Raw genomic sequence first — 25,429 nt, forward strand, 5'->3', positions numbered from 1 at the left:
ACGCTGCATGAAAACGCCGCGAGGGCCCGGATACGCTGGTGGCGGCGCACACCGGTGTGCGTCGCACGCACGTCGCGCCCGCGGCACTCACGAGGACGGGAGGTTCCCATGTCGAATTACATTGCAGATGCACTGGTCGGTGAGCCCGAGGTTCTCGAAGACACAGTTCTCGAAGACATGGCCATCACCAACCTCACCGGGTCTCCCGCGTGGCGCCGGCTCAAGCAGGCCGCCACCGCCCTGCAGGGCGTGCAGGCGCAGGACGGCTCGATCCCCGAGGTCGACGCACACGCGGATGCGCGGGGCTGGGTCACCGAGATCACGGGCGCGGTCACCGAGCTGGCGCCGCGGTTCCCGCACGACGCGGAGTACCTGGCCGCGGTTGTGGTGGACTTCGAGCGCTGGGCAGCCGAGGGCTTCGGCGTGCCCGACTTCTACGATTCACTGATGGCCTTCCACCCCGAACACCACCGGGTCGACCGCACCCGGCACCTGGTGGTGTTCCCGATGTACACCCAGAACGGCAGCGCCAACCGGCTGGTCGAGGCGGTGCTGATCGAGGTGATCTGGCCGGAGTTCGTGGCCGAGCTGGAGCTCGAGTACACCAACAAGCTGTTCGTGCCCATCCGGTTCCTCGACTTCACGGCCGGATATGACACCAACTCTGCGGTGTTGTTTCCCGAGACCGTGGCCATGCGGCAGATCCCTACCTTCACCTGGGGTGCGATCTTCGCCGACCGCGAGGCCGCGAGGTTCCGCACCGTGGTGCGGGCCGCGGCAGAGATCACCCGCCTCAAGCTGCCCGCCGAGGCCGCCGCGCTGTTGGATGACCAGCACCTCACCGAAGAGACCTTCGTGATGTGGGACCTCATCCACGACCGCACCCACATGCGCGGCGACCTGCCATTCGACCCGTTCATGATCAAGCAGCGGATGCCGTTCTTCCTCTACTCGCTCGAGGAACTGCGCTGCGACCTCACCGCGTTCCGCGAATCGGTGAAGATCGAACGCGACGACTCCGCCAGTCCCGAGGCCCGCCGGCACGCCAAGCTCGTACAGTACGCGGTGATCTTCGACCGGATCTTCAGGTTCGCGATCACCGGCACGAGGGTGCGCAACTACGACGGCCTGGGCGGCCAGCTGCTGTTCGCCTGGTTGCACCAGCACCACGTGCTGCACTGGACCGACACGGCACTGTCCTTCGACTGGGACGCGGTGCCCGATGTGGTCGTCGCGCTCGGCGCGCAGATCGACGAACTGTATTGGGAGTCGATCGACCGGCCGAAGAAGGCGCACTGGCTGGCCGCCTACGAGATGCTCACGAAGACCCTCACGCCCAACCCCGCGTCCACCTGGGCGCGCGGGCTTCCGCTCGAGGTGCTCGCCGGGCCCCCCAAGGGCTACACCGACCTCGTCCTCGACGACGAGTTCCCGCTCTCAATGTTCTTCGAGGCGCTCGACAAGAAGATGAAGCCGGTCATCGAGTCGACCGTGGGCATCACCGCGGATGCCTGACGCCGCCGGCACACCCGGCGCTGCCGGGCGCACGGTGCTCATCGCGGGTGCCACCAGCGCCGCCGGGGTGGCCGTCGCGGCCGCCCTGGCCGGCGCCGGCGCCACGGTACTCGCCGTGGGCTCCAACGCGGAGCGCCTCGAGCGGGTGCTCGCGGTGGCGCCGGAGGCATCCGTGTACGTCTGCGATCTGGCCGACCCCGGCCAGGTGACGGCGCTGGCCGAGGCCGTGCACGCCGAACACGCCTCCGTGGACGGCCTGGTGCAGCTGGTCGGTGGGTGGCGCGGCGGCGGCGGGCTGGACGGCCAGACCGACGCGGACTGGGACTTTCTGCACGAGCGCATCGTCACGACGCTGCGCAACACCACACGCGCGTTCAACGCCGACCTGCTCGCCTCGACCGCCGGCCGGTTGGCGATCGTGTCGTCGGTGTCGGTGGATGCGCCCACCCCTGGCGGCGCCAACTACACCAGCGCCAAGGCAGCCGCCGAGACCTGGACCCGGGCCGTGGGCCACGGCTTCGCCAAGTCCGGCGCCGCCGCCGCGGCCGTGATCTTCGCGGTGCGCGCCCTCGAGGGACTCGAATCCCGGCTGGCTACCGAGGTCGTGGCCCTCTGGGACTGGCCTGCGGATGCCCTGAACAACACCCGCCACATCCTCACTCCGTAGCCTGGCCCGCCGCCCACGGACACTCGGCCCGCGATCCGCGGGCGAGGCGCCGGTGCGCGCGTGGCACGCCACCGGCGCAGTGGCGCGTCACCCGCGCAACGAAAACGCGGCCCATCGCCCCCGAGGGAGCGGTGGGCCGCGTTCGGCCGACTGGAACGGGCGGTCAGCTCCGCGGAGCCACGACCGGCTCGGCCTCGGGGTGTACCGGGTGGGTGCGTTCCAGCGAGGCGCCCTCGACATCCACGTTGGGCAGGATCCGGTCGAGCCACTTCGGCAGCCACCAGGCCGCGTCACCCAGCAGGTGCATGACGGCCGGGATGATGAGCAGCCGCACGACGAAAGCATCCAGCAGCACGCCGACAGCCAGGCCGAAACCGATCGACTGGATCATCACGGAGTTCGAGAAGACGAAGCCGGAGAACACCGACGCCATGATCAACGCGGCAGCGATCACCACGGTGCGCCCGGCGTGGAAACCGCGCTGCACCGCCAGCCGTGCGGGGGCGCCGTGAGTGTACGCCTCGCGCATCCCGCTGACCAGGAACAGCTGGTAGTCCATGGCCAGCCCGAACAGCACACCGACCACGAGGATCGGCAGGAAGCTCAGGATGGGCCCCGGATCGTGGATTCCGAAGAGGAACCCGAGCCAGCCCCACTGGAACACCGCCGTGATGGCGCCGAACGCCGCGAACAGCGACAGCACGAAGCCGAGGGTGGCCGTGACCGGCACCAGGATCGACCGGAACACGAAGATCAGGATGATCAACGAGAGCCCCACGACCACGAGCAGGTAGAGCGGCAACGCGTCGGCGAGCTTTTCGCTCACGTCGATGTTGCCGGATGCGTTGCCTGCGACGCCGAGTGCGCTCACGCCGTCGACGTCGAGGTCGCGCAGGTCGCGCACGAGCTGCTCGGTCGATTCGCTGGTCGGGCCCTCCTCGGGGATGACCTGGAAGGCCAGCAGCAGGTCGTCATCGGACGCACCGATCGGTGCGACCGCGACGACGTCGTTCACGGCCTTGAGGGCCGTTCCGATGCGCACCTGCTCGGCGAGGAGATCGTCATCGGTGACGGCCGAGTCGAGGTCGGCCACCACGAGCAGCGGGCCGTTGATGCCGGCGCCGAACTTGTCGTCGACGAGCTTGTAGGCGCGGTAGGCGCTCGAGTCGAGCGGCTCGGACGAGCCGGCCGGGAGGCCCAGTCGCATCGACAGGGCGGGAATCGCCACGATCAGCAGCACCACGATGCCGGCGATCACGGTCACGACAGCGCGCACCGTGTTCATCGGCTTGTCAGGCGCCACGACCTTGACCTCGGGGCTGCCGAGGTGCGCACGGGCCTTCTTCGTGAGGATCTTCGTGCCCACCAGGCCGAGCAGCGCCGGCGTGAGGGTGATCGCGATGAGGATCGCGACGAAGACACAGACGGCGCCGACGGTACCCATCAGCCCGAGGAACGGGATGCCGGTGAGGTTGAGGGCGAGCAGCGCGATGAGCACGGTGGCGCCGGCGAACACCACGGCGTTACCCGAGGTGCCGTTCGCCAGCCCGATCGATTCCTGCATCGGCACCCCGTTGCGCAGCTGGGTGCGGTGCCGGTTGAGGATGAACAGCGAGTAGTCGATGCCGACCGCGAGGCCGAGCATCACACCCAGGACCGGGGTGACGGAGAGCATCTCGATGGAGCCGGACAGCGCGAGCGAGGCGAGCACGCCGACACCGACGCCGACGAGCGCGTTCAGCAGCGGGAGGCCGGCGCCGATGAGGGTGCCGAGCATGATGAACAGCACGACGGCCGCGATGAGCACGCCGCCGATCTCGCCCGGGCCGAGGATCTCGGGGATGCTGGCGGCGATGTCGTTGGACACCTCGGCCGTGACGCCGTCGATCCCGGCATTGTCCATCTCCTCGACGATCGCCTCCTTCGACTCGGCCGGCACCTGGTTGAGCGAGGTGTCGAACTGGATGCTGGCGACGGCGGTGGTCTCATCGGTCGAGACCTGGCGAATGCCGGCGGCCAGGTCGAGAAGGTCGGAGCCCTGCTCGAGCGTGCCGCTCTGGGTCTTCAGCTCGGTGCGGCTGGCATCGAGCGTGGCCTGCTGCTGGGCGATCGCCGCGGTGCCCGCGTCGATCTGGGCCTGCTGGGCGTCGAGCGTCGCCTGGGCGGCGGGGAGCTGACCGGCGGCCTCCGCCTGGGCGCGGGCGGCGTCGAGCTGTGCCTGGCCGGCGGTGAGCTGGGCCGTGGCCGCGTCGATCTGCGCCTGGCCGGCGTCGATCTGGGCGGTGCCGTCCGCGATCTGCTGGCGGCCGTCCACGACCTTCTGCGCCTGATCGTCGATCTGGGCCTGGGTGTCGAAGGGGTTCGTCACCGACTTCACGTTATCGCTTCCGACGAGGCCGGTGAGCAGCTCACCGACCGCGGTCTTCTGCTCGTCCGTGAACGCGGAGTCGTCGGTGGTGGTGAACACGACGGTGCCCCGTCCGCCGCTGGCGGCGGGGAACTTCTCGGCGAGCTCGTCGCTGACCGCCTGGGTGGCGGTGCCGGGGATGCTGACGGAGGAGGTGAGAGTTCCGCCGAAGAGTGCGAACGCACCCCCGGCAAGGCCCAGGATGACCACCCAGGCGACGATGACCAGCCACGCTCGGTGCGCGGAGAACCGACCGAGTCGGTAGAGAAGGGATGCCATGTGTCTTCAGGTTCTTTCTTGATGTCGGGTTGTCACTGATGGATCTCGCATCGCGTCATCGGGAAGAGAGCTGGTCGGGCGGAGGAAGAGAGGAAAGTCAGCTGCCGGCAGGGTAGCCGGCGCGGATCGAAGCGATCAGGCGGTCGACCAGGTCGTCCCACACGATCCGGGAGGACTCGTCGAGCAGCCCACCGGTGCGGGTGATCCAGTGGCCGGAGACCACGGCGACGCCGTTCATCACCGAGCTGAGGAGAATCGCGACCTCGAAACCGTCGATAGCTGGGTTGCGGTCGGCGATCTCCAACGAAAGCTGCTCGGTGGCGCGGGTGAAGACGTCGCTGAGGGCGTGCGGGGAGCGTGCGTTCTCGCGTTCCTCGGCGAGCACACCCCACAGGTAGGCCACCACGGTCGGCAGGTCGATCGCGCGCACCGCCGAGGTGATCTCGTCGAACAGGGCCACCAGGCTGCCGTCGGCCGCGGGCGCCGTCTGCGTCGCTGCCCGAAAGTCGTTGACGACGTCGCTGAGCAGCCGCGTACAGGTGGTCATGAGCACATCGTCGAGCGAGGAGAAGTGATTGAACACGGTGCGGCGCGAGACATCCGCTCTCACCGCGAGTTCGTCGACACTGAACTGCGGCTTACCGCGCTCGCGAATGAGCGCGTCGGCGGCATCCAGGATGGCCTCACGGTGCCGCGCCTTGAGTTCGGCACGGCGATCGGGGACAACAAGACGGGAACTCACATGATTACACTAAGTGCAACGACGCACGGGGTGCAACCGGATGCGTCGAGCTAGGCGTGTTCTGTCGTTATTCGGTTCCTCCCCCGCAGGGCTGAGGTGCTCGGGGACGCACGGCGCTAGCGTGGTCGCATGAGCATCCAGGCCCTCTCGACCGAGTCCATCGACCCGTTGGCCGACGGCTGGCGGCGACCGCGCGGGCCCCGGTCCGGCTACCGGGTGGACGCCTGGGTGGCACTGGCACTGGCCGCTGGCACGGCACTGAGCCTCATGCTCACCCGCAGCGCCGGCATCATGGACGAGGCGCCCTGGTGGCTCGCGGCCCTGTGGGTGGTGCTGATCGCGCTGCCGCTGGCCGCCCGGCGCCGTTGGCCGGAGGCCGTGGCGCTGGTCGTCTCGCTGGTGTTCGGCGTCTTCGGCAGCATGGGGGTGTCCGACCCTCTTTTCTCGAGCATCTGCCTCTATGTGGCGATCTACTCGGTGGGCGCGTGGAGCCATCACCGCACGGTCGCTCGTTGGACGCGCCTGGGCATCATCGCGAGCATGTTCGTCTGGTTGTTCTGGACCCTGCTCGAGCACGCCAACCAGGCCACCGCGATCCCCGAGCTCTCCCGCGAGGGTTTCTTCTCGCCCTACGCCGCGTACGGCCTGCTGCAGGTGCTGATCAACCTGGTCTACTTCTGGGCCGCGTACCACTTCGGTGACACGGCCTGGCAGGCGGCCCGGCGCGCCGATGCGCTCGAGGCCCGTACCCGCGAGCTGGCCGCCGAGCGGGAGCGCACGGCCACCCAGGCCGTGACGCTGGAGCGGGTTCGGATCGCCCGTGAACTGCACGACGTGGTGGCCCACCACGTGTCGTTGATGGGGGTGCAGGCGGGAGCCGCGCGGCGCATCCTCGACCGTGATCCCGCTGCCGCCGCCAGGGCGATCACGGTGATCGAGGAGAGCGCCCGCACCGCCGTAGAGGAGCTGCACACAATGCTCGGCGCCCTGCGTGCCGACGAGAACGACTGCGACGGCACCCAGCCAGCGCACCAGAGCACCAGCACCCGGGGAGTCGACCAGCTCGCCGAGCTCGCCCTGGAGACCACCAACGCCGGCCTATCCGTGCGGGTGCAGGTGATCGGCGATCCCCGCCCGGTGCCGGGCACCATCGGGCTCAGCCTGTACCGAATCGCCCAGGAGGCCCTCACCAACACCCGCAAGCACGCCGGCGCGGGCGCCACGGCCGAGGTACGGCTGCGCTACGAAGCGGATGCCGTGGAGCTCGAGGTCACCGACACCGGCCGGGGCGCCCGTCCGGCCGGTGGGCCTGGGTCCGGCCTGGGCCAGCGCGGCATGCGGGAGCGGATCGCTGCCGTGGGCGGCAGCCTCGAGCTCGCCAACCGTCCGCGCGGCGGCTACCTCGTGCGTGCCCGGGTCCCCCTGGCATCACCCCGGCCAGGCGTTCCATCCGAGCGGGGCAGCACCGAACACGACAGGAACGAACACGACATGAGCGCAGGGACGCAGACATGACCACGCCGATCCGGGTGCTCCTGGTCGACGACCAGGCGCTGGTGCGTGCGGGTTTCCGCATCATCCTCGAGTCCGAACCGGGCATCGAGGTGGTGGGCGACGCCGCCGACGGTGCCGCCGCCATCCGTCAGGCAGCGATTCTGCAACCCGACGTGATCTGCATGGACGTGCAGATGCCCGGTATGGACGGCCTCACCGCCACCCGCGCGATCGTGGCCGACCCGGCCAGCCGGGCCGCCGTGCTCGTGCTCACCACCTTCGACCGCGAGGACTACCTGTTCCAGGCGTTGCAGCACGGCGCCAGTGGGTTTCTGCTCAAGAACTCGACGCCCGAGGCGCTGGTGGAGGCCGTGCAGGTACTGGCCCGCGGCGATGCGCTGCTCTCCCCCGAGATCACCCGCCGGGTGATCGAACGGTTCGCCGATTCCGGGGCGGCGGATGCCCACCCGCTGGAGCGCGGACGCCCGCCAGAGCCGTCGGCCGTGGGCGAGCTCACCGACCGGGAGCGCGAGGTCTTCGAGCTGCTCGCGCTGGGCCTGGCCAATTCCGAGATCGCCGGCCGCCTCTACCTCGGCGAGGCCACCGTCAAGACCCACGTCTCCAAGGTGCTGCAGAAGCTGCAGCTTCGCGACCGCATCCAGGCCGTCGTCTACGCCTACGAGCACGGGATCGTCGTTCCCGGCGCCAGCAGGCCGCGCTGACCGTCGCGCGTTTATCGGGACATCGAACGCGTGGAAGGAGGTCTCGTGCAATCGCGTCCTAGCAATTTCACGTTTTCCTGATTTTCGGGCGGGCAGCGGGCCAGGGTCGGCCCTGGGAAGATGTTCTGGTGATGGAAGAAAACCGAGCACAGCGACGGCCGGACGTCACCGGACTCGACCTGGTCGGGGGTCCCGAGCGAGTCGAGATCCAGCTGCAGAACGCTGACGACCGGTGGCCGGGCGCCTATCTCGAGCATCGGTCGCGCATCCGGGCGGCTCTCACCGCAGCCGGCGTCGATGTGGAACACCTCGTCATCGAACACATCGGGTCCACCTCGGTTCCCGGCCTGGCCGCGAAACCGATCATCGACATCGTCGTCGCGGTGAACGACATCACGGCCGAGGAGGACTACCTCGAGCCGCTCCTGGCCGCCGGATACGAGCTGCGGGTACGCGAGCCCGGGCATCGCCTCGTGCGCACGCCGGCCCGGGACGTGCATGTGCACCTGTACGAACGACAGGATCCCGCCGTGACGGAGTACCTCCTGCTCCGGGATCATCTCCGCACCGATGCGGGCGACCGCGACCTGTACGAGAGCACCAAGAGAGCCCTGCTCGCCCAGAAATGGGACGACATGAACGACTACGCCGACGCGAAGACCGAGGTCATCCTGGCGATCAAGGCGCGAGCGCGGGCAGCTCTCGAACGCTGATCTGGTCAGGTACCTGTCTTCCGGACCGCGCTCCCCGGTAGTGTCGGAGGGAGAGCCCGGAACCGGGTGATCCGGCACCCCGGGGCCCTCCTTCGCAAAGGAGCTGCCATGGTGCGTGTGCCACCACCTGTCGTCGTCGGCGTCACCGCGGGCCAGCCGGACGCGGTGGTGCTGGCGGCCTCCGAGTTCGCGGCGATGTTCGGCGCCGAGTTGATCTGCGCATCCGTCGACCCGAGCCGTTACATGCTCGAGGAGCTCCCCGATGGCAGCATGACCTCGTCCTCGTTCGACCCCGATTCGCTGGAGCAGCCGACGACGGTCTTCGATGAGGGCCTGCGCGCGCAGATCGAACGTGTGCTGGCCGGGCGGAAGGTCACCTGGTCTACGCGCGCCCTGGCTGGAGACCCGGCCAGGGCCCTGGGCACCCTTGCGGGCACCGTGCGGGCCGTGATGATCATCGTGGGCTCCCGCGAACCCACCATCCGGCACAACCTGCGGACGTTCTTCACCGGCTCGGTTGCCGTGCGGCTCGCCCACGGGCAGCAGCGCCCGGTCGTGATCATCCCGCTGAACCCCGTGCCGTTCGGCACCGAACTGCCCTGGGAGAAGGAGTGAGCGCGCCCGCCTCCCCCGCGGGGCTGACGCGCACGCTCCGTCCCGCGGCGGATGCGGCGGCCTGCCGCCATCCGTAGCGTTAGAGTCACGCGACGAAAGGGCACCCATGCTCGAGATCAGGGGAATCAACAAGCACTACGGTGCGCATCAGGTACTCACCGATGTGGGCTTCACCGTGGGCAGCGGCCGGATGACCGGCTTCGTCGGCGCGAACGGCGCCGGCAAGACCACCACCATGCGCATCATCCTGGGTGTGCTCTCGGCCGACTCGGGCGAGGTGCTGCTCGACGGCGCGCCGCTCACCGACGGCGACCGGCGCCGGTTCGGCTACATGCCTGAGGAGCGCGGTCTGTACCCGAAGATGAAGGTGGGCGAACAGCTCGTCTACCTGGCCCGGCTACACGGCCTCAGCCCGGCCGCCGCCAAGCGCAACACCGACGACCTACTCGAGCGGCTCGGTCTCGGCGAGCGCGCCGGCGACCTGGTCGAGGCGCTCTCCCTGGGTAACCAGCAGCGCGCCCAGATCGCGGCCGCGCTGGTGCACGACCCCGAGTTCCTGGTGCTCGACGAACCGTTTTCCGGCCTCGACCCGATCGCCGTCGAAGTGGTGCTCACCGTGCTCCAGGAGCATGCAGCCGCCGGCGCCCCGTGCTGTTCTCCTCCCACCAGCTCGACCTCGTCGAGCGGCTCTGCGACGACCTGGTGATCATCGCCGCCGGCGAGATCCGCGCCAACGGCTCCCGCGAGCGCCTGCGCGACCAGTTCAGCACCGCGCGCTTCGAGATCAGCACCGACGCCGACGCCGGCTGGATGCGCGCCGTCGAGGGCATCACCGTCATCGACTTCGACGGCGGAGAGGCGGTCTTCGAGGCCGACTCGGATGCCGCCAGCCAGGCCGTGCTCCGCGAGGCCCTCTCGCGCGGTGCGGTGCACTCCTTCGGCCATCTCCGGCCCACCCTCGCCAGTATCTTCAAGGAGGTCGTGCAGTGAGCACCGACATCACACCGGGCACCGACACCACACCGGGCACTGAAACCGTCGATTCCCGTCTTGGCGTGGCCCGCACCCGAGCCACCCACAGCGCTCCCGGCTTCTGGAGCAGCGTGTGGCTCGTGGCCTCCCGCGAGATCATGGCGCGCATGCGCAGCAAGGCGTTCCTCATCTCGACCGGCATCCTGCTGCTGCTGGCCATCGGCTCGGTCGTGGCCGGCGGCCTGCTCAGCGCCAACCCGTCGAGCACCCAGGTGGCCGTGGTCGGCTCCGCCAGCGCCGTGGTCGGGCAGGCCGACGGGCTCACCGCGGTAGCCGCCGACACCGTGGCAGACGCCGAGGCCCTCGTGCGTGACGGCACCGTGGCCGCCGCCATCGTGCCGGCCGACGATTCGCTGCTCGGCATCTCCGTGATCGCCCTCGACTCCGCCCCCGTGGACGTCATCAACGCGCTCAGCGTCTCGCCGAGCGTGCAGCTGCTCGACCCGGCAGCGCAGGGCGGCTTCCTGGTCTACCTGGTGGCCATCGGATTCGGGCTGGTGTTCTTCATGTCGGCGCTCACCTTCGGGTCCACCATCGCGCAGAGCGTCGTCGAGGAGAAGCAGACCCGCGTGGTCGAGATCCTGATGAGCACCATCCCCGTGCGCGCCCTGCTGGCCGGCAAGGTGCTGGGCAACTCGATCATGGCGTTCGGCCAGATCGTGGCGATAGCCCTGCTCGTGGCCATCGGCATGGCCGTCACCGGTCAACGGGTGCTGCTGGCCGACCTGGGCCCGGCCATCGGCTGGTTCGCGGTGTTCTTCGCCTTCGGCTTCGTGATGCTCGCCTCGCTCTACGCGGCGACGGCATCCATGGTGTCCCGGCAGGAAGACGTGGGAACGGCCACCTCCCCGGTGGCCTACCTGGTGATGATCCCCTACTTCGCGGTGATCTTCTTCAACGACAACCCACTCGTGCTCGGCATCATGTCGTACGTTCCGTTCGCGGCGCCGGTCGGGATGCCCGTGCGCATCTTCCTGGGCACGGCCGAATGGTGGGAGCCGCTTCTGTCACTGGCGCTCCTGCTGGTGACCACGGCGGGCGTGATCCTGTTCGGCTCCCGCATCTACCGCAACTCACTGCTGCGGATGGGCGGCCGGGTCACCTACAAGCAGGCGCTGCGCGGCTGACGCACCGATCAGTCGATCGCGTCGGTGCCGGTAATGATCCAGGCCCGGGCCCGTTCAAGCAGGTCGGCGTAGGCGGCCGGAATCCGGTCGGCAGGCAACGAGGTGAAGTCGGCGGCGTGCGAGTAGCCGGCCACCCGGCGCACCGCTTCGACTCCGGCGAATCGCCAGGCGTCGCTGCGGATGCGGGCGAGCCAGGCATCGAGGTCCAAGCCGTCGGGAGCGCCCAGGCGTTGTGGCCAGCGCTCGGCGACCACGGCCACAAAGGCGCTCCAGCTCGACTCGATCGCCGAGGCACGGGCGGCAGCGAGCTCGATGGCCTCCACCTGGGTCGCCGCGATAGCCGCGATCGTGAGGTTGGCCCAGAACAAACCCAGGTCCATGCCGGCGGGACCGACGAAGCTGAACTCGGGGTCGAAGACCTTGGTGGCCTGCTCGCCGTCTCGCACCCCCACCATGAGCGAACCGGAGTGCAGGTCACCGTGGATGAGGGCCTCGGCGCGCGTGGCAAAGATCTCCCGCACCTGCGTCACCGCCGCGAGCAGCTCAGTGTCCGTGTACAGCGCGCGCACCTCGGCGTCGAGCTCGGGGATCCAATGATTGTGGTCGTTCAGACGGTAGGGCTCATCGAGGACGGCGTCCACCGTCAGGGCGCACAGCTCCGGGTTGGCCGCGGTCTCGATGAGCGCGGCGTGCTCCTCCGCTCCGAGACCCACGCGGCTCGTGGCCAGGGTGAGTTCAGCGCTGAAGCGCCCCACAACGGTGCCGAGGGTCTCGAAGTCCAGGGGAACCGGCTCGGCGCCGGCGACGACATCCGCCACCTGACGCACGAGCGCATCGCGCAGCACGTCGAGGTCGGAGAGGTCTTCCATCACCAGCACGTAGCGTTCGAGGTCGACCGGCTCGACGGCCGGCACGCTCGCCGGCGCGAGGTCGGCGAGCATCGCGTAGGCACGAGCCTCCGAGGCGATCCGGTTGGGATCGACCGGCCAGTCGGGACCGACGGCCTGCACCCACGGTGGCGCCTGCTTGACGGCCAGGCTACCCAGGGGTCCTCTGGCGATGAAGACCCGGTTCATATTGCCCGCGGTGACCTCGTCGACCTCGATCTCGTCGGCGGCTGCGGCCAGGCGGGAGAGGTAACCGGCCCCGTCGAGGTACGCCACAACGTCGTCACGGTCGACCAGCAGTTCATAGGGGCTCATGGACGAGCGGGGAGCCCCTCCCGCGATCTCCGCCAGGTCGCTGGTCTGAGAATCAGGATCGGTCACGGGAGCCTCCGGGTGTCGGGCGGTGCACCCGTCGAATCGGGGCGGTCTGACGAGAATACCCGCGGAGCGAGATCCAGCGTGATTCTCACGGACGACGCTCCAGCGGCCGGTCGGCCGGGACCGACAACTCAGGTGCCGCCGCTAGGCGGACACACAGATGCGCTGCATCCGTTTGCGCCAAGATAGTGAGGTGACTTCCCTCCATGACTTGTTCTCCCGTGGCTTCGCCTCCGACAACTACTCGGGCGTACACCCGGAGATCCTCGACGCGATCGTGCGGGCTAACGGTGCCCACCAGATCGCCTACGGCGACGACGTGTACACGGCCGAACTGCAGCGGGTCTTCGCCCGGCACTTCGGCGAGGGCGCCCTGGCGTTCCCGGTGTTCAACGGCACCGGAGCGAACGTCACCGGCCTGCAGTCGATGCTGCCGCGCTGGGGAGCGGTGATCTGCGCGAGCACCGCGCACATCAACACCGACGAGGGCGGAGCCCCTGAGCGGGTCGGCGGCCTCAAGCTGCTGCCCGTGCAGACGCCCGACGGCAAGCTCACCCCCGAGCTGATCGACCAGGAGGCCTGGGGCTGGGGCGACGAGCACCGCGCGCAGCCGCTCGTGGTCTCGATCACCCAGACCACCGAGCTCGGCACGCTGTACACGCCGGCCGAGGTGCGCGCCATCGCCGACCACGCGCACGCCAGGGGCATGCTGCTGCACATGGACGGCGCCCGCATCTCCAACGCCGCCGCCGCCCTCGGGGTGCCGTTCCGCGAGTTCACGAGCGACGCCGGCGTCGACGTGCTCAGCTTCGGCGGCACCAAGAACGGCATGATGCTCGGCGAGTGCATCGTGGTACTCAACCCCGACGCATCCACGGGCCTGAAATACCTGCGCAAGCTCAACATGCAGCTCTCCTCGAAGATGCGCTTCATCTCGGCCCAGCTGATCGCCCTGCTCGACGGGGACCTGTGGTTGCGCAACGCCGACCACGCCAATGCCATGGCCGCGCGCCTGCGTGGTGCGCTTGAAGAGGGCCTGGCGGATGGCTCGATCACCGGGGTCTCGTTCAGCCAGCCCACCCAGGCCAATGCAATCTTCGCCGTGCTGCCCGCGGGCGTGGCCGACAAGGTGCGGCAGCTGTACCGTTTCTACGACTGGAACCCGGCCACCGGCGAGGTGCGCTGGATGTGCGGGTTCGACACCACCCCCGAGGACGTCGACGACTTTGTCGCGGCCCTGACGAAGGAGCTGGCTGCAGCATGAATGTCTTCGCGAGTAAGCCGTGGCTGAATTCCTACGCGGTGGGCGTGCCCAACGCCATCGCGGACCCCACCGAGACCCTGGTCGACATGATCGAGGGTTCCACCCGTCGGTTTGCCGACAAGGTGGCGCTGGATTTCTTCGGCGGCACCATGACCTACGGTCAGCTCGGCGACGAGATCTCCCGGGTGGCCAATGGGCTGCGCCGGCTCGGAGTGAAGCCCGGCGACCGGGTGGCGCTCGTTCTGCCGAACTGCCCGCAGCACATCGTGGCGTTCTATGCGGTGCTGCGCCTCGGCGCGATCGTGGTGGAACACAACCCGCTCTACACCGAACGTGAACTGCGTCACCAGTTCGAGGACCACGGCGCGAGCGTCGCCATCGTCTGGGACAAGGTCTATTCGATGGTGCGCGGGTTCCCGCGCGACATGGGCCTGCACACCGTCGTGGCCGTGGACGTCACCAAGTCGATGCCGTTGGCCACCCGGCTGGCCCTGCGCCTGCCGATCCCCAAGTCCCGCACCGCCCGCGCCGCCCTCACGGTTGCCCAGCCGCTCAAGGACGCCATCGAGTGGCCGGCCCTGGTGGGCTCGCGCCGGCTTCGCACCGCGCATCCGCGCCCTCTGCTCGGCGACACCGCCGTGCTGCAGTACACCAGCGGCACCACAGGGGCGCCCAAGGGCGCCATCCTCACCCACTTCAACCTGCAGGCCAACGCGCAGCAGAGCGAAGCCTGGGTGCCCGGGCTCGAGCGCGGCAACGAGGTGTTCTACGGCGTGCTGCCGATGTTCCACGCCTACGGTCTCACCCTGTGCCTCACGGTCGCCATGTCCATCGGCGCGCGCCTGGTGCTCTTCCCCAAGTTCGATGTGGGCCTGGTCCTCAACGCCGTCAAGCGCACCCCGCCCACCTTCCTGCCCGCCGTCCCGCCGATCTACGAGAAGCTCGTCACGGCCGCGAACGACAAAGGCATCAGCCTGCACGGAACCAGGTACGCCATCTCCGGCGCGATGAGCCTGCCCCTGAAGACCGTCGAGCTGTGGGAGACCGCCACCGACGGGCTGCTCGTGGAGGGCTACGGCATGACCGAGTGCTCGCCCATCGCGGTGGGCAACCCGATGGGCCCGAGTCGACGCCCCGGCACCGTTGGCGTACCCTTCCCCAGCACCGAGATCCGCGTGGTCGACCCCGCCGACCCCACCGTGGACCGCGGCTTCGACGAAGAGGGCGAGCTGCTCGTACGCGGCCCGCAGGTCTTCTCCGGCTACTGGGACCGCCCCACCGAGACTGCCCAGACTCTGCTGGCGGATGGCTGGCTCCGCACCGGCGACATCGTCACGGTGTCCTCCGACGGCTTCGTCACCATCGTCGACCGCATCAAGGAACTCATCATCACCGGGGGTTTCAACGTGTCGCCGTCCGAGGTGGAGGCCGCGCTGCTGTCACACCCCGACATCGCCGACGCCGCCGTGGTGGGGCTCAAGAGCGCTGGCGGCGGCGAGGATGTCGTGGCCGCCGTGGTGCTCATCGCCGGGGCCACCCTTGATGTGGACGGCCTGCGCGAGTACTGCCGCACCCGCATCTCCGCCTACAAGGTGCCGCGCCGCATCGTCGAGGTCGACGACCTGCCCCGGTCGCTGATCGGCAAGGTCATGCGCCGCCAGGTGCGCGACAGCCTGGCCGACACCCCGGCTGGCTGAGCCACGCGATCGCGGCCCGCGGCAGGGTCACCCCTGCCGCGGAGCGATGATGCGAACGCATGGAATAACTTGGCGCGTTATGCGTTGACATGACTGGGTCGATGGAGCCCCGCACCCGTTTCACTCCCACAGGCAACACAGAAAGCCGGGCACCATGACCCTCATCACCGACACCCACAGCCGTTCCGCCGACACCACGTCACCGATCCTGCCCGCGCTGGCCGAGCGCTGGAGCCCCCGCGGATTCGACCCCACCGCCGTCATCGACGAAGACACCCTCACCACCGTGCTCGAGGCCGCCCGCTGGGCTCCGTCCGGCAACAACAACCAGCCGGCCCGATTCATCGTCGCCCGCCGCGGCTCCGAGAGCTTCCGCAAGATCCACGCCCACCTGATGGGCTTCAACCAGGCCTGGGCCGACAAGGCCTCCGTTCTGATCCTCAACATCGCCGAGGGCGACAACCCCTGGGCTCAGTACGACCTCGGCCAGGCCGTCGCGCACCTCACCATCCAGGCACAGCACGAGGGCCTGTCCACCCACCAGCTCGGCGGCATCGACCGCAAGGGCTTGGCCGACGCCTTCCATCTCAAGGCCGGCCAGGACGCCGTCACCGTCACGGTGCTCGGTGTGCTCGGCGACGTCGACTCGCTCACCCCCGAGCTGTTCGAGCGCGAGATCGCCCCACGCACCCGCAAGCCGCTCTCCGAAGTGCTGCTCGTCAACGACTAGGTCGGTCCACGCGGACTGCTCGTTCCCCCGGAGCGAGTTGCCGGTTGCGGCTCCCTCCGGCAGGTCGAGGGGGCGCCAACCCGCAACTCACCTGCGTGCCGCAGACCGCCCCTCCGGGAGCGCCAAAAGGAATGTTGGCGCCAAGTCGCCGAGACGCATCCCGCTCACATGACGAACGCCCCCTCGCATCGTGCGAGGGGGCGTTCGTGGTGAAACCGTGCGCCTACGGGCGCAGCAGCACCTTGATGGCGCGGCGTTCGTCCATGGCTGCATAGGCCTCGGCTACCTCGGTCAGCGGCAGCTGCAGGTCGAAGACCCGACCGGGGTCGATCGCTCCGCTGAGCACCTCGGGCAGCAGCTCTTCGACGTAGCCGCGCACGGATGCGACGCCACCGTTCACGCCGACATTGCGGCCGAAGAGCGCCTTGATCGGCAGCTCGGCGCCGCCGTTTGGCACGCCCACGTAGCCCACCATGCCGCCGGGGCGGGCCGAGCGGATCGCCTGGTCCATCGATTCCTGGGTGCCGACGCACTCGAGCACGCAGTCGGCGCCGACGCCGTCGAACATCTCGTGGATGCGCTCGACACCCGCGTCGCCGCGCTCCTCCACGATGTCGGTGGCTCCGAACTCGCGGGCCACGGCCTGCCGGTCGGCGTGCCTGGACATCGCAACGATCCGGGAGGCGCCGAGGCGCTTGGCGGCGATGATGGCGCAGAGGCCCACGGCCCCGTCGCCGACCACCACGACGGTGCTGCCGGTGGTGACGCCGGCCGAGACGGCGGCGTGGTGCCCGGTGCCCATGACATCGGCCAGGGTGAGGAGGCCCGGAACCTGGGCATCCGTCGGCTGCACGGGCGTGGCCACGAGCGAGCCGTCGGCGTGCGGGACCCGCACACGCTCGCCCTGGGCGCCGTCGGCGAAGCCGCCGAGCCTGTCGTCAGAGCCCCACCAGCCGCCGTTCAGGCAGGAGGTGCTGACGCCGTTCTGGCAGTTGACGCAGGTGTTGTCGCAGTCGTAAAACGGGGCGATGACGAAGTCGCCCACCTTGATGGTCTGCACATCGGGCCCGATTTCGTCGACGATGCCGACGAACTCGTGGCCGATACGGTGCGGTTCGTTCGTGGGGGTCACACCGCGGTACGGCCAGAGGTCTGAGCCGCAGACGCAGGCCGCGACGACCCGCACGATGGCGTCGCCGCCGGTGGAGAGGATGGGGTTGGGTACTTCTTCGAGTCGGATGTCCCGCTCGCCGTAAATCACTGTTGCACGCATCCAAAAAGCCTAACGCCGAGCCCGCGCCCGCGCCCGGGCGAAGCCCACGACTGGGCATCTTCTCAGACCCCCAACCCCTCCCGCCCCTCCCGCCCCTCCCGCCCCTCCCGCCCCTCCCGCGAACTGTGAGTAAAGCCCCAAAAATCCGAGATTTGAGGTGCTTAGCTCACAGTTCGCGGACGAGGACGGGGACCGCGGGGGCGGGGGCGGGGACGGCCGGGCGGAGAGGGAGGCGCACCGTGACGGTGGTGCCCTCGCCCAGAACGCTGCTCAGCTCAACCACGCCGGAATGCGCGGTGACGAAGGCGCGCACGATCGCCAGGCCCAGGCCCATGCCAGGGATCGCCAGCTCGGTGGAGGTGCGGGCGCGGAAGAACCTGTCGAAGACCTGCCGTGCGTCCTCCGCGCTGAGGCCCACTCCGGTGTCGGTCACGCGCAGCACGGCATCCGTGCCCTCGATGTCGACGCTGAGTGTGACGGCGCCCTGCGGCCGGGAGAACTTGATGGCGTTGGTGAGCAGGTTGTCGATGACCTGTTCGATGGCCACCGGGTCGACCTCGGCGACCACCATCGCGCCCGGCCGGGCACTGATGGTGACGCCGGCGGACTGCGCGCGCGGCATGGCGGTGTCCAGGCACGACTGCAGGATGCGGCCGAGGTCGGCGTCGACCCGGTGGATCGCCGGATGACCGTCGGTGGCGCTGAGAAGATGCGCGATCACCGAGAGCAGTCGCTCGGCGTTCCGCTCGATCACACCGATCTCCATGGTGATGCCGAGCTCCTCGGCGTCGATGAGGTCGAGGTAGCCGAGGATCGACGTGAGCGGGGTGCGCAGCTCGTGCGACACGGTGGCGAGGAAGTCGTCGCGCACGGCGATCGCTTCCACCAGCGGGGTGACGTCGGTGGCGACCACGACCGTGCCGAGGGCGTACCCGTTCTCCCGTTCGACCACGCCGGAGGAGGCGATGATGGCGCTCTGATCGTCGTGCCCGCCGACCCAGTAGACCCGCTTGGCCACGAGGTCGCCGCGGAGGGCCCTGGCGGCGATCTGGTCGTCGAGGGAGACGAGCGTGGTGCGGTCCACGTCGAAGACCAGGGAGGCGTCCCTGCCGTAGCCGCCGGTGGTCGAGTCGGTGCGCACGGCCAGCCTTCGGGCGGCGGCGTTGCTCAGCACCACCTCGCCCTGCGGGTTGTAAAGCTCGATGCCGGCATCGACGGTGTCCATCACCGCCTCGAAGGTCGCCTGGCGATCGGTGGCCTCGAGCAGAGCTTCCCGCAGTTCGCGGGACACCACCAACAGCCGGCGTTGCTGGGCGCGCAGACCGTTGGCGGCGACGCGGGCCGTGATGGCGATGAACGCCGTCGTGATCGGCAGCAGCAGCACGTTCGCCCAGCCGATCGTATCCGTGGGCAGCTCGCCGATCTGGAACAGGGGGAAGACTCCGACGAAAAACGCGCCGACCAACGCCAGGCCGAGCGCCCACCAGGCGAATCCGTAGGCCAGCCACAGCACCGGCACGACGACGAGCATGCTCACGGCCGGCAGGGTTTCCCGCACACCGTCGCGGAGGAAGGCGACCACGAGCACGTCCACGAGCGGCACGATCACGAGCCACTGATAGCCGTGGCGTTCCCACGGTACGACCAGGCCCGCCACGGTCACGGCGACCGCGAGGGCCAGCCCCACGAGGAATCCGGTCTTGGACAGGGTGTCCGGTGCGCCGGCAGCGGCGAACGCCACGATCAGGAGCACCCCGGCGAGGAACGGGATCTGCGCGTAGGGAACTTCCCGCGTGCGCGGCTCCACAAAATCAGGAACGGACCACTCAGGGGCTTGCGACAATCGACGATCCTCACGCTGGCTGAGGCGTCACCGGCGCACTCGCCCGCCCTCTTCAGCATTCAAGCAGGTCCGGGCGCAAATGTCCCCCTTTGCGGGGACATTGTTCCGCGGGGGAAGGGGGCCTCAGGCGTGCCCGAGCGGCGTCGGCGACACCGTGAGCGAGTCGCCGTCCTCGGCGAGGTCCACCAGAACGGTCTCCCCATCGCGGATGCTCCCGCCCAGCAACGCCGTCGCCAGCCTGTCGTCGATCTCGGTCTGCATCAACCGTCGCAACGGCCGGGCCCCATAGATCGGGTCGTAGCCGCGCTCGGCCAGCCAGGCGCGGGCATCCGGGGTCACCGCCAGCTCGAGCCGGCGTTCGCTCAGCCGGCGCTGCAGCCGGTCCACGTAGAGCTCCACGATCTGGGCCAGGTCGTCGGTGGACAGCGACGAGAACACCACGATGTCGTCGAGCCGGTTGACGAACTCGGGTTTGAAGGCCTGCCGCACCATCTGCTGCACGGCCTCTTCCTTCTCCTCCCAACTCAGGGTGGGGTCCACCAGATACTGCGAGCCGAGGTTGGAGGTGAGCACCAGGATGGTGTTGCGGAAGTCGACCGTGCGGCCCTGGCCGTCGGTGAGCCGGCCGTCGTCGAGCACTTGCAGCAGCACGTCGAACACCTCGGGGTGTGCCTTCTCCACCTCGTCGAAGAGGATCACCGAATAGGGCCGGCGGCGCACCGCCTCGGTGAGCTGGCCGCCCTGTTCGTAGCCGATGTAGCCGGGAGGGGCGCCGACGAGGCGGGAGACGGAGAACTTCTCGCCGTACTCGCTCATGTCGATGCGAACCATGGCCTTCTCGTCGTCGAAGAGGAACTCCGCGAGCGCCTTGGCCAGCTCGGTCTTGCCCACGCCGGTGGGGCCGAGGAACAGGAACGAACCCGTGGGCCGGTCGGGGTCGGAGATGCCGGCGCGGCTGCGACGCACGGCGTCGGCCACGGCCCGCACGGCGCGTTTCTGGCCGATCAACCGGTGGCCCAGTTCGGCCTCGAGGTTCAGCAGCTTGTCGGTCTCGCCCTGCAGCAGCCGGCCCACCGGGATGCCGGTCCAGGCGGCGACCACCGCGGCAATGTCCTCGGCGGTGACCTGGTCGCCCACCATCCGGGCGCCCTCCTGCTCGGTCTGTTCGGCCTCGGCCAGCTCCCGCTGAATCACCGGGATGTCGCCGTAGAGCAGCTTGGAGGCCTTTTCCAGGTCGCCGCGGCGTTCGGCCACCTCGGCCTGGCTGCGGGCGGCATCCAGACGCTTCCGCAGGTCACCCACGCGGTTCAGCGACGAGCGCTCCTTGTCCCAGCGCGCCTGCAGCCCGCCGAGCTTCTCCGTGCGCTCGGCCAGGTCGCCGCGCAACTTCTCCAGCCTCGCCTTCGAGGCGTCGTCCTTCTCCTTCTTCAGCGCGAGTTCCTCGAGCTTGAGCCGGTCGACACTGCGGCGCAATTCGTCGATCTCCACGGGCGAGGAGTCGATCTCCATCCGCAGCCGGCTGGCGGCCTCGTCGATCAGGTCGATGGCCTTGTCGGGCAGCTGCCTGGCCGTGATGTACCGGTTCGAGAGCGCGGCCGCGGCGACCAGCGCGGCATCCGCGATGGAGACCTTGTGGTGCGCCTCGTAGCGCTCCTTGAGACCGCGGAGGATAGCGACGGTATCTTCAACGCTAGGTTCGTCCACGAGCACGGGCTGAAAGCGGCGCTCTAGAGCGGCGTCTTTCTCGATGAATTCGCGGTACTCGTTGAGCGTGGTGGCGCCGATCAGCCGCAGTTCGCCGCGGGCGAGCATGGGCTTGAGCATGTTGGATGCGGCCACGGAGCCTTCGCCGCCGCCGGCGCCCATGAGGGTGTGCAGTTCGTCGACGAAAGTGATGATCTGGCCGTCGGCGTCGTTGATCTCCTTGAGCACGGCCTTGAGCCGCTCCTCGAACTCGCCGCGGTACTTGGCGCCGGCCACGAGCGCGGCCAGGTCGAGTGCCACGAGTTGTTTGTCCTTGAGCGAGTCGGCTACGTCGCCGGCCACGATGCGCTGGGCCAGGCCCTCCACCACGGCGGTCTTACCCACTCCGGGTTCGCCGATGAGCACCGGGTTGTTCTTGGTACGACGGGTGAGCACCTGGCTGATCCGGCGGATCTCGGCGTCACGCCCGATCACGGGGTCGAGTTTGCCGCTCTTGGCAATCTCGGTGAGGTTCACGCCGTATTGTTCCAGCGCGGTCTTCTGCTTCTCGTCGGTTCCGGGGGCGCCCTGCATGTTGGCCATCAAAACATCCTTCGCAAATACTTGAGTGAACTCGACTCAAGTTTAGACCGAGTGTGGCGGATGCGCTACCGGTCGCTAGTCTGCTCCAGCAGCGACCGCCGTGCAGGCGTCGCGCCCACTCGTCGATCGAGCGTGTCGAGATCCCGCGGGACGACGTCGGAACACGGCCGCGTCACCCGGTCTCGACGGGCTCGACCAGCGGCTGGGGCGGCCGCCTGCACAGCTCACTTGGCGGCGACCGTGATGAGCTCGTCCCAGTGCGTGGTGGCCCGCGGGGACACCATGTCCCGGCGCATGGTCCAGGCCCGGTTGGTCTTGAGGCCGGCCCGGCCGAGACCCAGGTTCTCCTGGCCATACTTGGCGGCGATGGAGTCGAGCACCGCGCCGGCCGCGAACGGGGCCGACTCGGTGCCGAAGATGTCGAGGCTGGCGTGCGAGTCGCGCGACGAGAACTCGTACAGGCTCACGCCCACCCGCACATACTGTTGGCCGGCCTGCAGCTGCGGGCCGAGCGCGGTGATGGCCGCCCGGTACATCTGCACAGGGTCATCGGTGGGGTCGGGAAACGCGAGCGAGACGGCGTGGCTGACGTGGTTGTCCCGGAACGGCGATGTCGAGGCCGTGCAGCCCATCATGCGGGCCAGCGAGCCCTGGTCGCGGAGCCGGGCGGCGGCCCGCTGCGTGTAGACCGAGAGCACCTCTTCGAGCTCGGCCACGGTGCTGATGGGCACGGCGAACGAGCGGGAGAACTGGATCTGCTCCCGGTCGGCCCGTTCCTCCTCCAGCGGCAGGCAGTCGACGCCGCGGAGCTCCTGCACCACCCGCTCCTGGTTCACCCCGAACCGCCGGCGCAGTTGCACGGCGTCGGTGTCGCGCAGGTCGGCCGCCGAGTGGATGCCCATCCCCGCCAGCTTCTGCGCCGTGCGGGAGCCGATCCCCCACACATCTCCCACGTCCACCGACGCGAGAATCGCGGTGATCTGCGCCGGGGCGTAGGAACCCAAGTTGCAGACCCCCTGCAGTGCCGCGGATGACTTGGAACCCCGGTTCGCCAGTTTGGCCAGGGTCTTGCTCGTCGCGATACCGATGCTCACCGGCAGTCCGATCATCTTCTTGGTAGCCAGGCGGATCTCCCGCGCGATGGAGCTGACCTGCTCGGCGCTGCCGGTGAGCCGGATGAAGCTCTCGTCGATGGAGTACACCTCTTGCGAGGAGGTGAACCGGCCGAGCAGCTCCACACAGCGGGCGGAGATGTCGCCGTACAGCTCGTAGTTGCTGGAGCGGGCGATGACGCCGTGAGCAGTGGCCTCGGCGGCGATGCTCTGCCACGATGCCGCCATGTCGAGCCCCAAGGCCTTGGCCTCCTGTGAGCGGGCGATGACACATCCGTCGTTGTTCGACAGCACGACCACCGGCTTGCCCTCGAGCCGTGGGTCGAAAATGCGTTCGCAGGAGACGTAGAAATTGTTCGCGTCGACAATCGCGATGGAGGGCGGGTGAGACCCGGTGCGACTAGACACGGTGCAGGCACCTGGTGACAACGCCCCACACCGACAGTTCGCTCAGCTCGTGCAGCACGATGTCGGGGTAGGCCGGGTTCTCGGGCACGAGGCGCACGGTGTCGCCGTCGAGGCGGAGCCGCTTGATGGTGAGTTCGTTGTCGACCACGGCGATCACCACACTCCCGTCGCGGGCCTCGATGGAGCGGTCGACGATGACCTCGTCGCCGTCGAAGATTCCGGCGCCGGTCATGCTGTCGCCGCTCACTCGCACGATGAACGTGGAGGTGGGATCCCTGATCAGATGCCGATTGAGGTCGACAGGGCCGTTGTAGTAGCCCTGCGCCGGCGAGGGGAAGCCTGCGTGCACGGACTCGAGTGCTTCCTGGATGAAGCGCTGGCCGGCATCCGTCGACACTCCGGAGACCGGCCGGACGATCGGGTTCACTGCGTGCACGGCGTGGTTCCCTTCTGCGACGCTGCCAATCGTTCGCGCCCCTCCTATTGTCTCTCGCGCCGGTTGGCCTCGACGCAGAAAGCCGTCATCGGGCGGTGACGGCTTCGGCGCCGGCGTTCAGCGCCAGGAACGAGCGGACGTCCTCGATCTCGGCGGCGTTGATTCTGTGCGCCAGGCCCGCGTACCTCCGCTCGACCAGGGTGAAGTGGCTGGGCAGGAACGCGCTGGTGCGGTCGATCGCGGCCTCCCCGATGACACGGTCGTCGGTACCGCGTCCCCAGAACACCGGTGGGAGGGTACTGGAGAGGGTCGCGTCGCCGGGCTGGTCCGCGCCGAGCACAAAGCCACCGAGCACGACGGGGGCCAGGACCCGCTGGGGCCGGGTACGCACAAGCTGACTGGCCATCAGGCCACCCTGCGAGAAGCCGATGGGGATCACCGAGGTGGTGGAGTCCAGGTTGGCGTCCACCCAGGCCCAGATCGCATCCGTGGCCTGGGCGACGGGCTCCGCGTCGGGATTTCCGGGGGTCGTGATGGTGAACCAGGCCGCACCCCCGGTGCCCAGTTCGAGCGGGGCGCGCAGGGCCGCCCACGGCAGGGCGAGCCCCAGCGCCGGCGCGAGTCCGGCCAGGTCGGACTCGTTCGACCCGTAGCCGTGCAGCAGCAGGACCACGGCGGATGTCTCGGTCACCTTCGCGGCCCATCCCGGCGAAAGGATGCCGGAGAGCTGCGCGGTCATCGGGCGATGAGTTCGTCGGTGGAGAGGTCGGGCAGCGAAACCGTCACCTGCGTGCCCCAGGGGTCGGTGATCGACACCGAGCGGCCGTCGCCGGCGAACGGAATGGACCGGGCCGTCAGGCGTGCGGTGAGGGCGTGCAGGTCCGCGACCGCGGGCACAGTGACGGCCACATCGCCGAGGCCAAGGCTCGCCGCGCGCGGGCCGGCGCCGCGGCTGTTCCAGGTGTTCATGGCGATGTGGTGGTGGTAGCCGCCCGCCGAGGCGAAGAGCGCGCCCGGGTAGCCACCCTGCGTCGCCTCGAAACCGATCGCGTCGACGTAGAACGCCCGCGCCGCGGCCACATCGCCGACCTGCAGGTGCACGTGCCCGACCACGCCGGGCAGGGCAGCGCCGGCATCCAGCACCACCTGGTCGAGGTGGCTCTGCAGGTAGGCGTTGGGATCGAGGTACTCCGTGGCCATTCGGATCTGCTCACCGTCGTGGATCCAGGTGCTGCGGTCGCGGTCGGTGTACAGCTCGACACCATTGCCCTCCGGGTCGGTGAAGTAGAAGGCCTCGCTCACCAGGTGGTCGCTCGAGCCGATGAAGCGGCTGCGCGGGTCCTGCGCGGCGCGGTACACGGTTGCCGCGAGGCTGCCGGGAGTCTCGAAAAGGAACGCCGTGTGGAACAGGCCAGCCTGGCGGGCGTCCACACCGGGCAGGTCCGGGGTGTGGATCAGCCGCACGAGCGGCGTCGTGCCCCGGCCGAGAACCCGGTGCACCTCACGGGAGCGGCTGCGCTCCTCGAGGGGCTCCATGGCGAAAGCGCCGGAGTAGTAGTCCGACATCGTCTCGAGGTCGCCGACCCGCAGGGTGACCGCGCCCATCGAGGTATCGGCGTTGAGGCTCAGCTCGTTCAGGTCGACACTCATGATTTGGCTCCCGGTTGTGGTGGATGAAGGTATTGCTTGTAACTACAACCATATCAGAGATGCTTGTAGCTGCAATCAATAACGTCGGCGGCTGGCGTTCGCCCGGAATAGGGCGCGGCCGAGGGTGGTTGTCTTGATACGAACGCATGCAG

At 68.9% G+C, this 25,429-nt stretch carries 20 protein-coding genes and 1 pseudogene; 11 read left to right on the forward strand and 10 right to left on the reverse strand.

The window, feature by feature from the left end; translation table 11 throughout:
• The first annotated feature begins 108 nt into the window (after positions 1 to 108).
• Both KY500_RS15085 and KY500_RS15090 read left to right on the forward strand, forming a co-directional pair.
• Positions 109 to 1,515, forward strand: coding sequence for a DUF6421 family protein (locus KY500_RS15085; RefSeq protein ID WP_219901236.1), 1,407 nt, complete (start codon positions 109 to 111; stop codon positions 1,513 to 1,515).
• Positions 1,508 to 2,182: an SDR family oxidoreductase gene (locus KY500_RS15090; protein WP_219901237.1), complete on the forward strand. Its 675-nt coding sequence runs from the start codon at positions 1,508 to 1,510 to the stop codon at positions 2,180 to 2,182. The genes KY500_RS15085 and KY500_RS15090 overlap by 8 nt, the downstream gene beginning before the upstream one ends.
• 163 nt (positions 2,183 to 2,345) lie before the next feature.
• On the opposite strand, the gene KY500_RS15095 is transcribed toward KY500_RS15090, so the two are convergent.
• Together KY500_RS15095 and KY500_RS15100 are read right to left on the reverse strand one after the other, a co-directional pair.
• A complete protein-coding gene (locus KY500_RS15095; protein WP_219901238.1) occupies positions 2,346 to 4,868 on the reverse strand; it encodes an MMPL family transporter in 2,523 nt (840 codons plus the stop codon).
• 97 nt (positions 4,869 to 4,965) lie between these two features.
• Positions 4,966 to 5,610, reverse strand: coding sequence for a TetR/AcrR family transcriptional regulator (locus tag KY500_RS15100; protein ID WP_219901239.1), 645 nt, complete (start codon positions 5,608 to 5,610; stop codon positions 4,966 to 4,968).
• A gap of 129 nt (positions 5,611 to 5,739) precedes the next feature.
• Here KY500_RS15100 and KY500_RS15105 point away from each other — a divergent pair, with 129 nt between their 5' ends.
• From KY500_RS15105 to KY500_RS15130, 6 genes and pseudogenes are all read left to right on the forward strand, one after another.
• Positions 5,740 to 7,125, forward strand: a complete 1,386-nt coding sequence (locus KY500_RS15105) for a sensor histidine kinase (protein ID WP_255579404.1) — start codon at positions 5,740 to 5,742, stop codon at positions 7,123 to 7,125.
• The gene (locus tag KY500_RS15110; protein WP_219901240.1) at positions 7,122 to 7,826 is read left to right on the forward strand and encodes a response regulator transcription factor; all 705 of its coding nucleotides are present in this window, start codon (positions 7,122 to 7,124) and stop codon (positions 7,824 to 7,826) included. The genes KY500_RS15105 and KY500_RS15110 overlap by 4 nt, the downstream gene beginning before the upstream one ends.
• A 131-nt stretch (positions 7,827 to 7,957) precedes the next feature.
• On the forward strand, positions 7,958 to 8,539 hold the full coding sequence (locus KY500_RS15115; protein ID WP_219901241.1) for a GrpB family protein: 582 nt from the start codon (positions 7,958 to 7,960) through the stop codon (positions 8,537 to 8,539).
• A gap of 108 nt (positions 8,540 to 8,647) precedes the next feature.
• Entirely contained in the window at positions 8,648 to 9,154 is a 507-nt protein-coding gene (locus KY500_RS15120) for a universal stress protein (RefSeq protein ID WP_219901242.1), read from the forward strand.
• A gap of 106 nt (positions 9,155 to 9,260) precedes the next feature.
• Positions 9,261 to 10,144 (forward strand): annotated as a pseudogene (locus KY500_RS15125) (ABC transporter ATP-binding protein).
• Between the two features lie 65 nt (positions 10,145 to 10,209).
• The gene (locus tag KY500_RS15130) at positions 10,210 to 11,313 is read left to right on the forward strand and encodes an ABC transporter permease (RefSeq protein ID WP_255579949.1); all 1,104 of its coding nucleotides are present in this window, start codon (positions 10,210 to 10,212) and stop codon (positions 11,311 to 11,313) included.
• 8 nt (positions 11,314 to 11,321) lie between these two features.
• Here the strand turns inward: KY500_RS15130 and KY500_RS15135 are convergent, their stop codons facing one another.
• Positions 11,322 to 12,581 (reverse strand): phosphotransferase, encoded by a 1,260-nt coding sequence (locus KY500_RS15135; RefSeq protein ID WP_219901243.1) that lies wholly within the window; start codon positions 12,579 to 12,581, stop codon positions 11,322 to 11,324.
• A 190-nt stretch (positions 12,582 to 12,771) separates the two neighbouring features.
• Between KY500_RS15135 and KY500_RS15140 the strand changes: the two genes are divergently transcribed.
• From KY500_RS15140 to KY500_RS15150, 3 genes are all read left to right on the forward strand, one after another.
• On the forward strand, positions 12,772 to 13,842 hold the full coding sequence (locus tag KY500_RS15140) for a low specificity L-threonine aldolase (RefSeq protein ID WP_255579407.1): 1,071 nt from the start codon (positions 12,772 to 12,774) through the stop codon (positions 13,840 to 13,842).
• On the forward strand, positions 13,839 to 15,539 hold the full coding sequence (locus KY500_RS15145; RefSeq protein WP_219901245.1) for a long-chain-fatty-acid--CoA ligase: 1,701 nt from the start codon (positions 13,839 to 13,841) through the stop codon (positions 15,537 to 15,539). Before KY500_RS15140 ends, KY500_RS15145 begins: the two co-directional genes overlap by 4 nt.
• 154 nt (positions 15,540 to 15,693) lie before the next feature.
• Complete coding sequence (locus KY500_RS15150) at positions 15,694 to 16,269, forward strand: nitroreductase family protein (protein WP_219901246.1); 576 nt, start codon at positions 15,694 to 15,696, stop codon at positions 16,267 to 16,269.
• Positions 16,270 to 16,492: 223 nt separating this feature from the next.
• Here the strand turns inward: KY500_RS15150 and KY500_RS15155 are convergent, their stop codons facing one another.
• From KY500_RS15155 to KY500_RS15185, 7 genes are all read right to left on the reverse strand, one after another.
• Complete coding sequence (locus tag KY500_RS15155) at positions 16,493 to 17,542, reverse strand: zinc-dependent alcohol dehydrogenase family protein (RefSeq protein WP_219901247.1); 1,050 nt, start codon at positions 17,540 to 17,542, stop codon at positions 16,493 to 16,495.
• Positions 17,543 to 17,708: 166 nt separating this feature from the next.
• Positions 17,709 to 19,385, reverse strand: coding sequence for a cell wall metabolism sensor histidine kinase WalK (locus KY500_RS15160; RefSeq protein WP_219901248.1), 1,677 nt, complete (start codon positions 19,383 to 19,385; stop codon positions 17,709 to 17,711).
• Positions 19,386 to 19,508: 123 nt separating this feature from the next.
• Positions 19,509 to 21,671, reverse strand: coding sequence for an ATP-dependent Clp protease ATP-binding subunit (locus KY500_RS15165; protein ID WP_219901249.1), 2,163 nt, complete (start codon positions 21,669 to 21,671; stop codon positions 19,509 to 19,511).
• A gap of 224 nt (positions 21,672 to 21,895) precedes the next feature.
• Positions 21,896 to 23,191, reverse strand: coding sequence for a Y-family DNA polymerase (locus tag KY500_RS15170; protein ID WP_219901250.1), 1,296 nt, complete (start codon positions 23,189 to 23,191; stop codon positions 21,896 to 21,898).
• On the reverse strand, positions 23,184 to 23,588 hold the full coding sequence (locus KY500_RS15175; RefSeq protein WP_255579950.1) for a LexA family transcriptional regulator: 405 nt from the start codon (positions 23,586 to 23,588) through the stop codon (positions 23,184 to 23,186). The genes KY500_RS15170 and KY500_RS15175 overlap by 8 nt, the downstream gene beginning before the upstream one ends.
• Before the next feature lie 124 nt (positions 23,589 to 23,712).
• Positions 23,713 to 24,366 carry an alpha/beta hydrolase gene (locus KY500_RS15180; RefSeq protein ID WP_219901251.1) on the reverse strand — a complete coding sequence of 218 codons (654 nt, stop codon included), beginning with the start codon at positions 24,364 to 24,366 and terminating at the stop codon, positions 23,713 to 23,715.
• The gene (locus tag KY500_RS15185; protein WP_219901252.1) at positions 24,363 to 25,277 is read right to left on the reverse strand and encodes a VOC family protein; all 915 of its coding nucleotides are present in this window, start codon (positions 25,275 to 25,277) and stop codon (positions 24,363 to 24,365) included. The genes KY500_RS15180 and KY500_RS15185 overlap by 4 nt, the downstream gene beginning before the upstream one ends.
• Between the last annotated feature and the right edge of the window lie 152 nt (positions 25,278 to 25,429).

Source organism: Cryobacterium sp. PAMC25264 (assembly GCF_019443325.1).
Lineage (GTDB): Bacteria > Actinomycetota > Actinomycetes > Actinomycetales > Microbacteriaceae > Cryobacterium.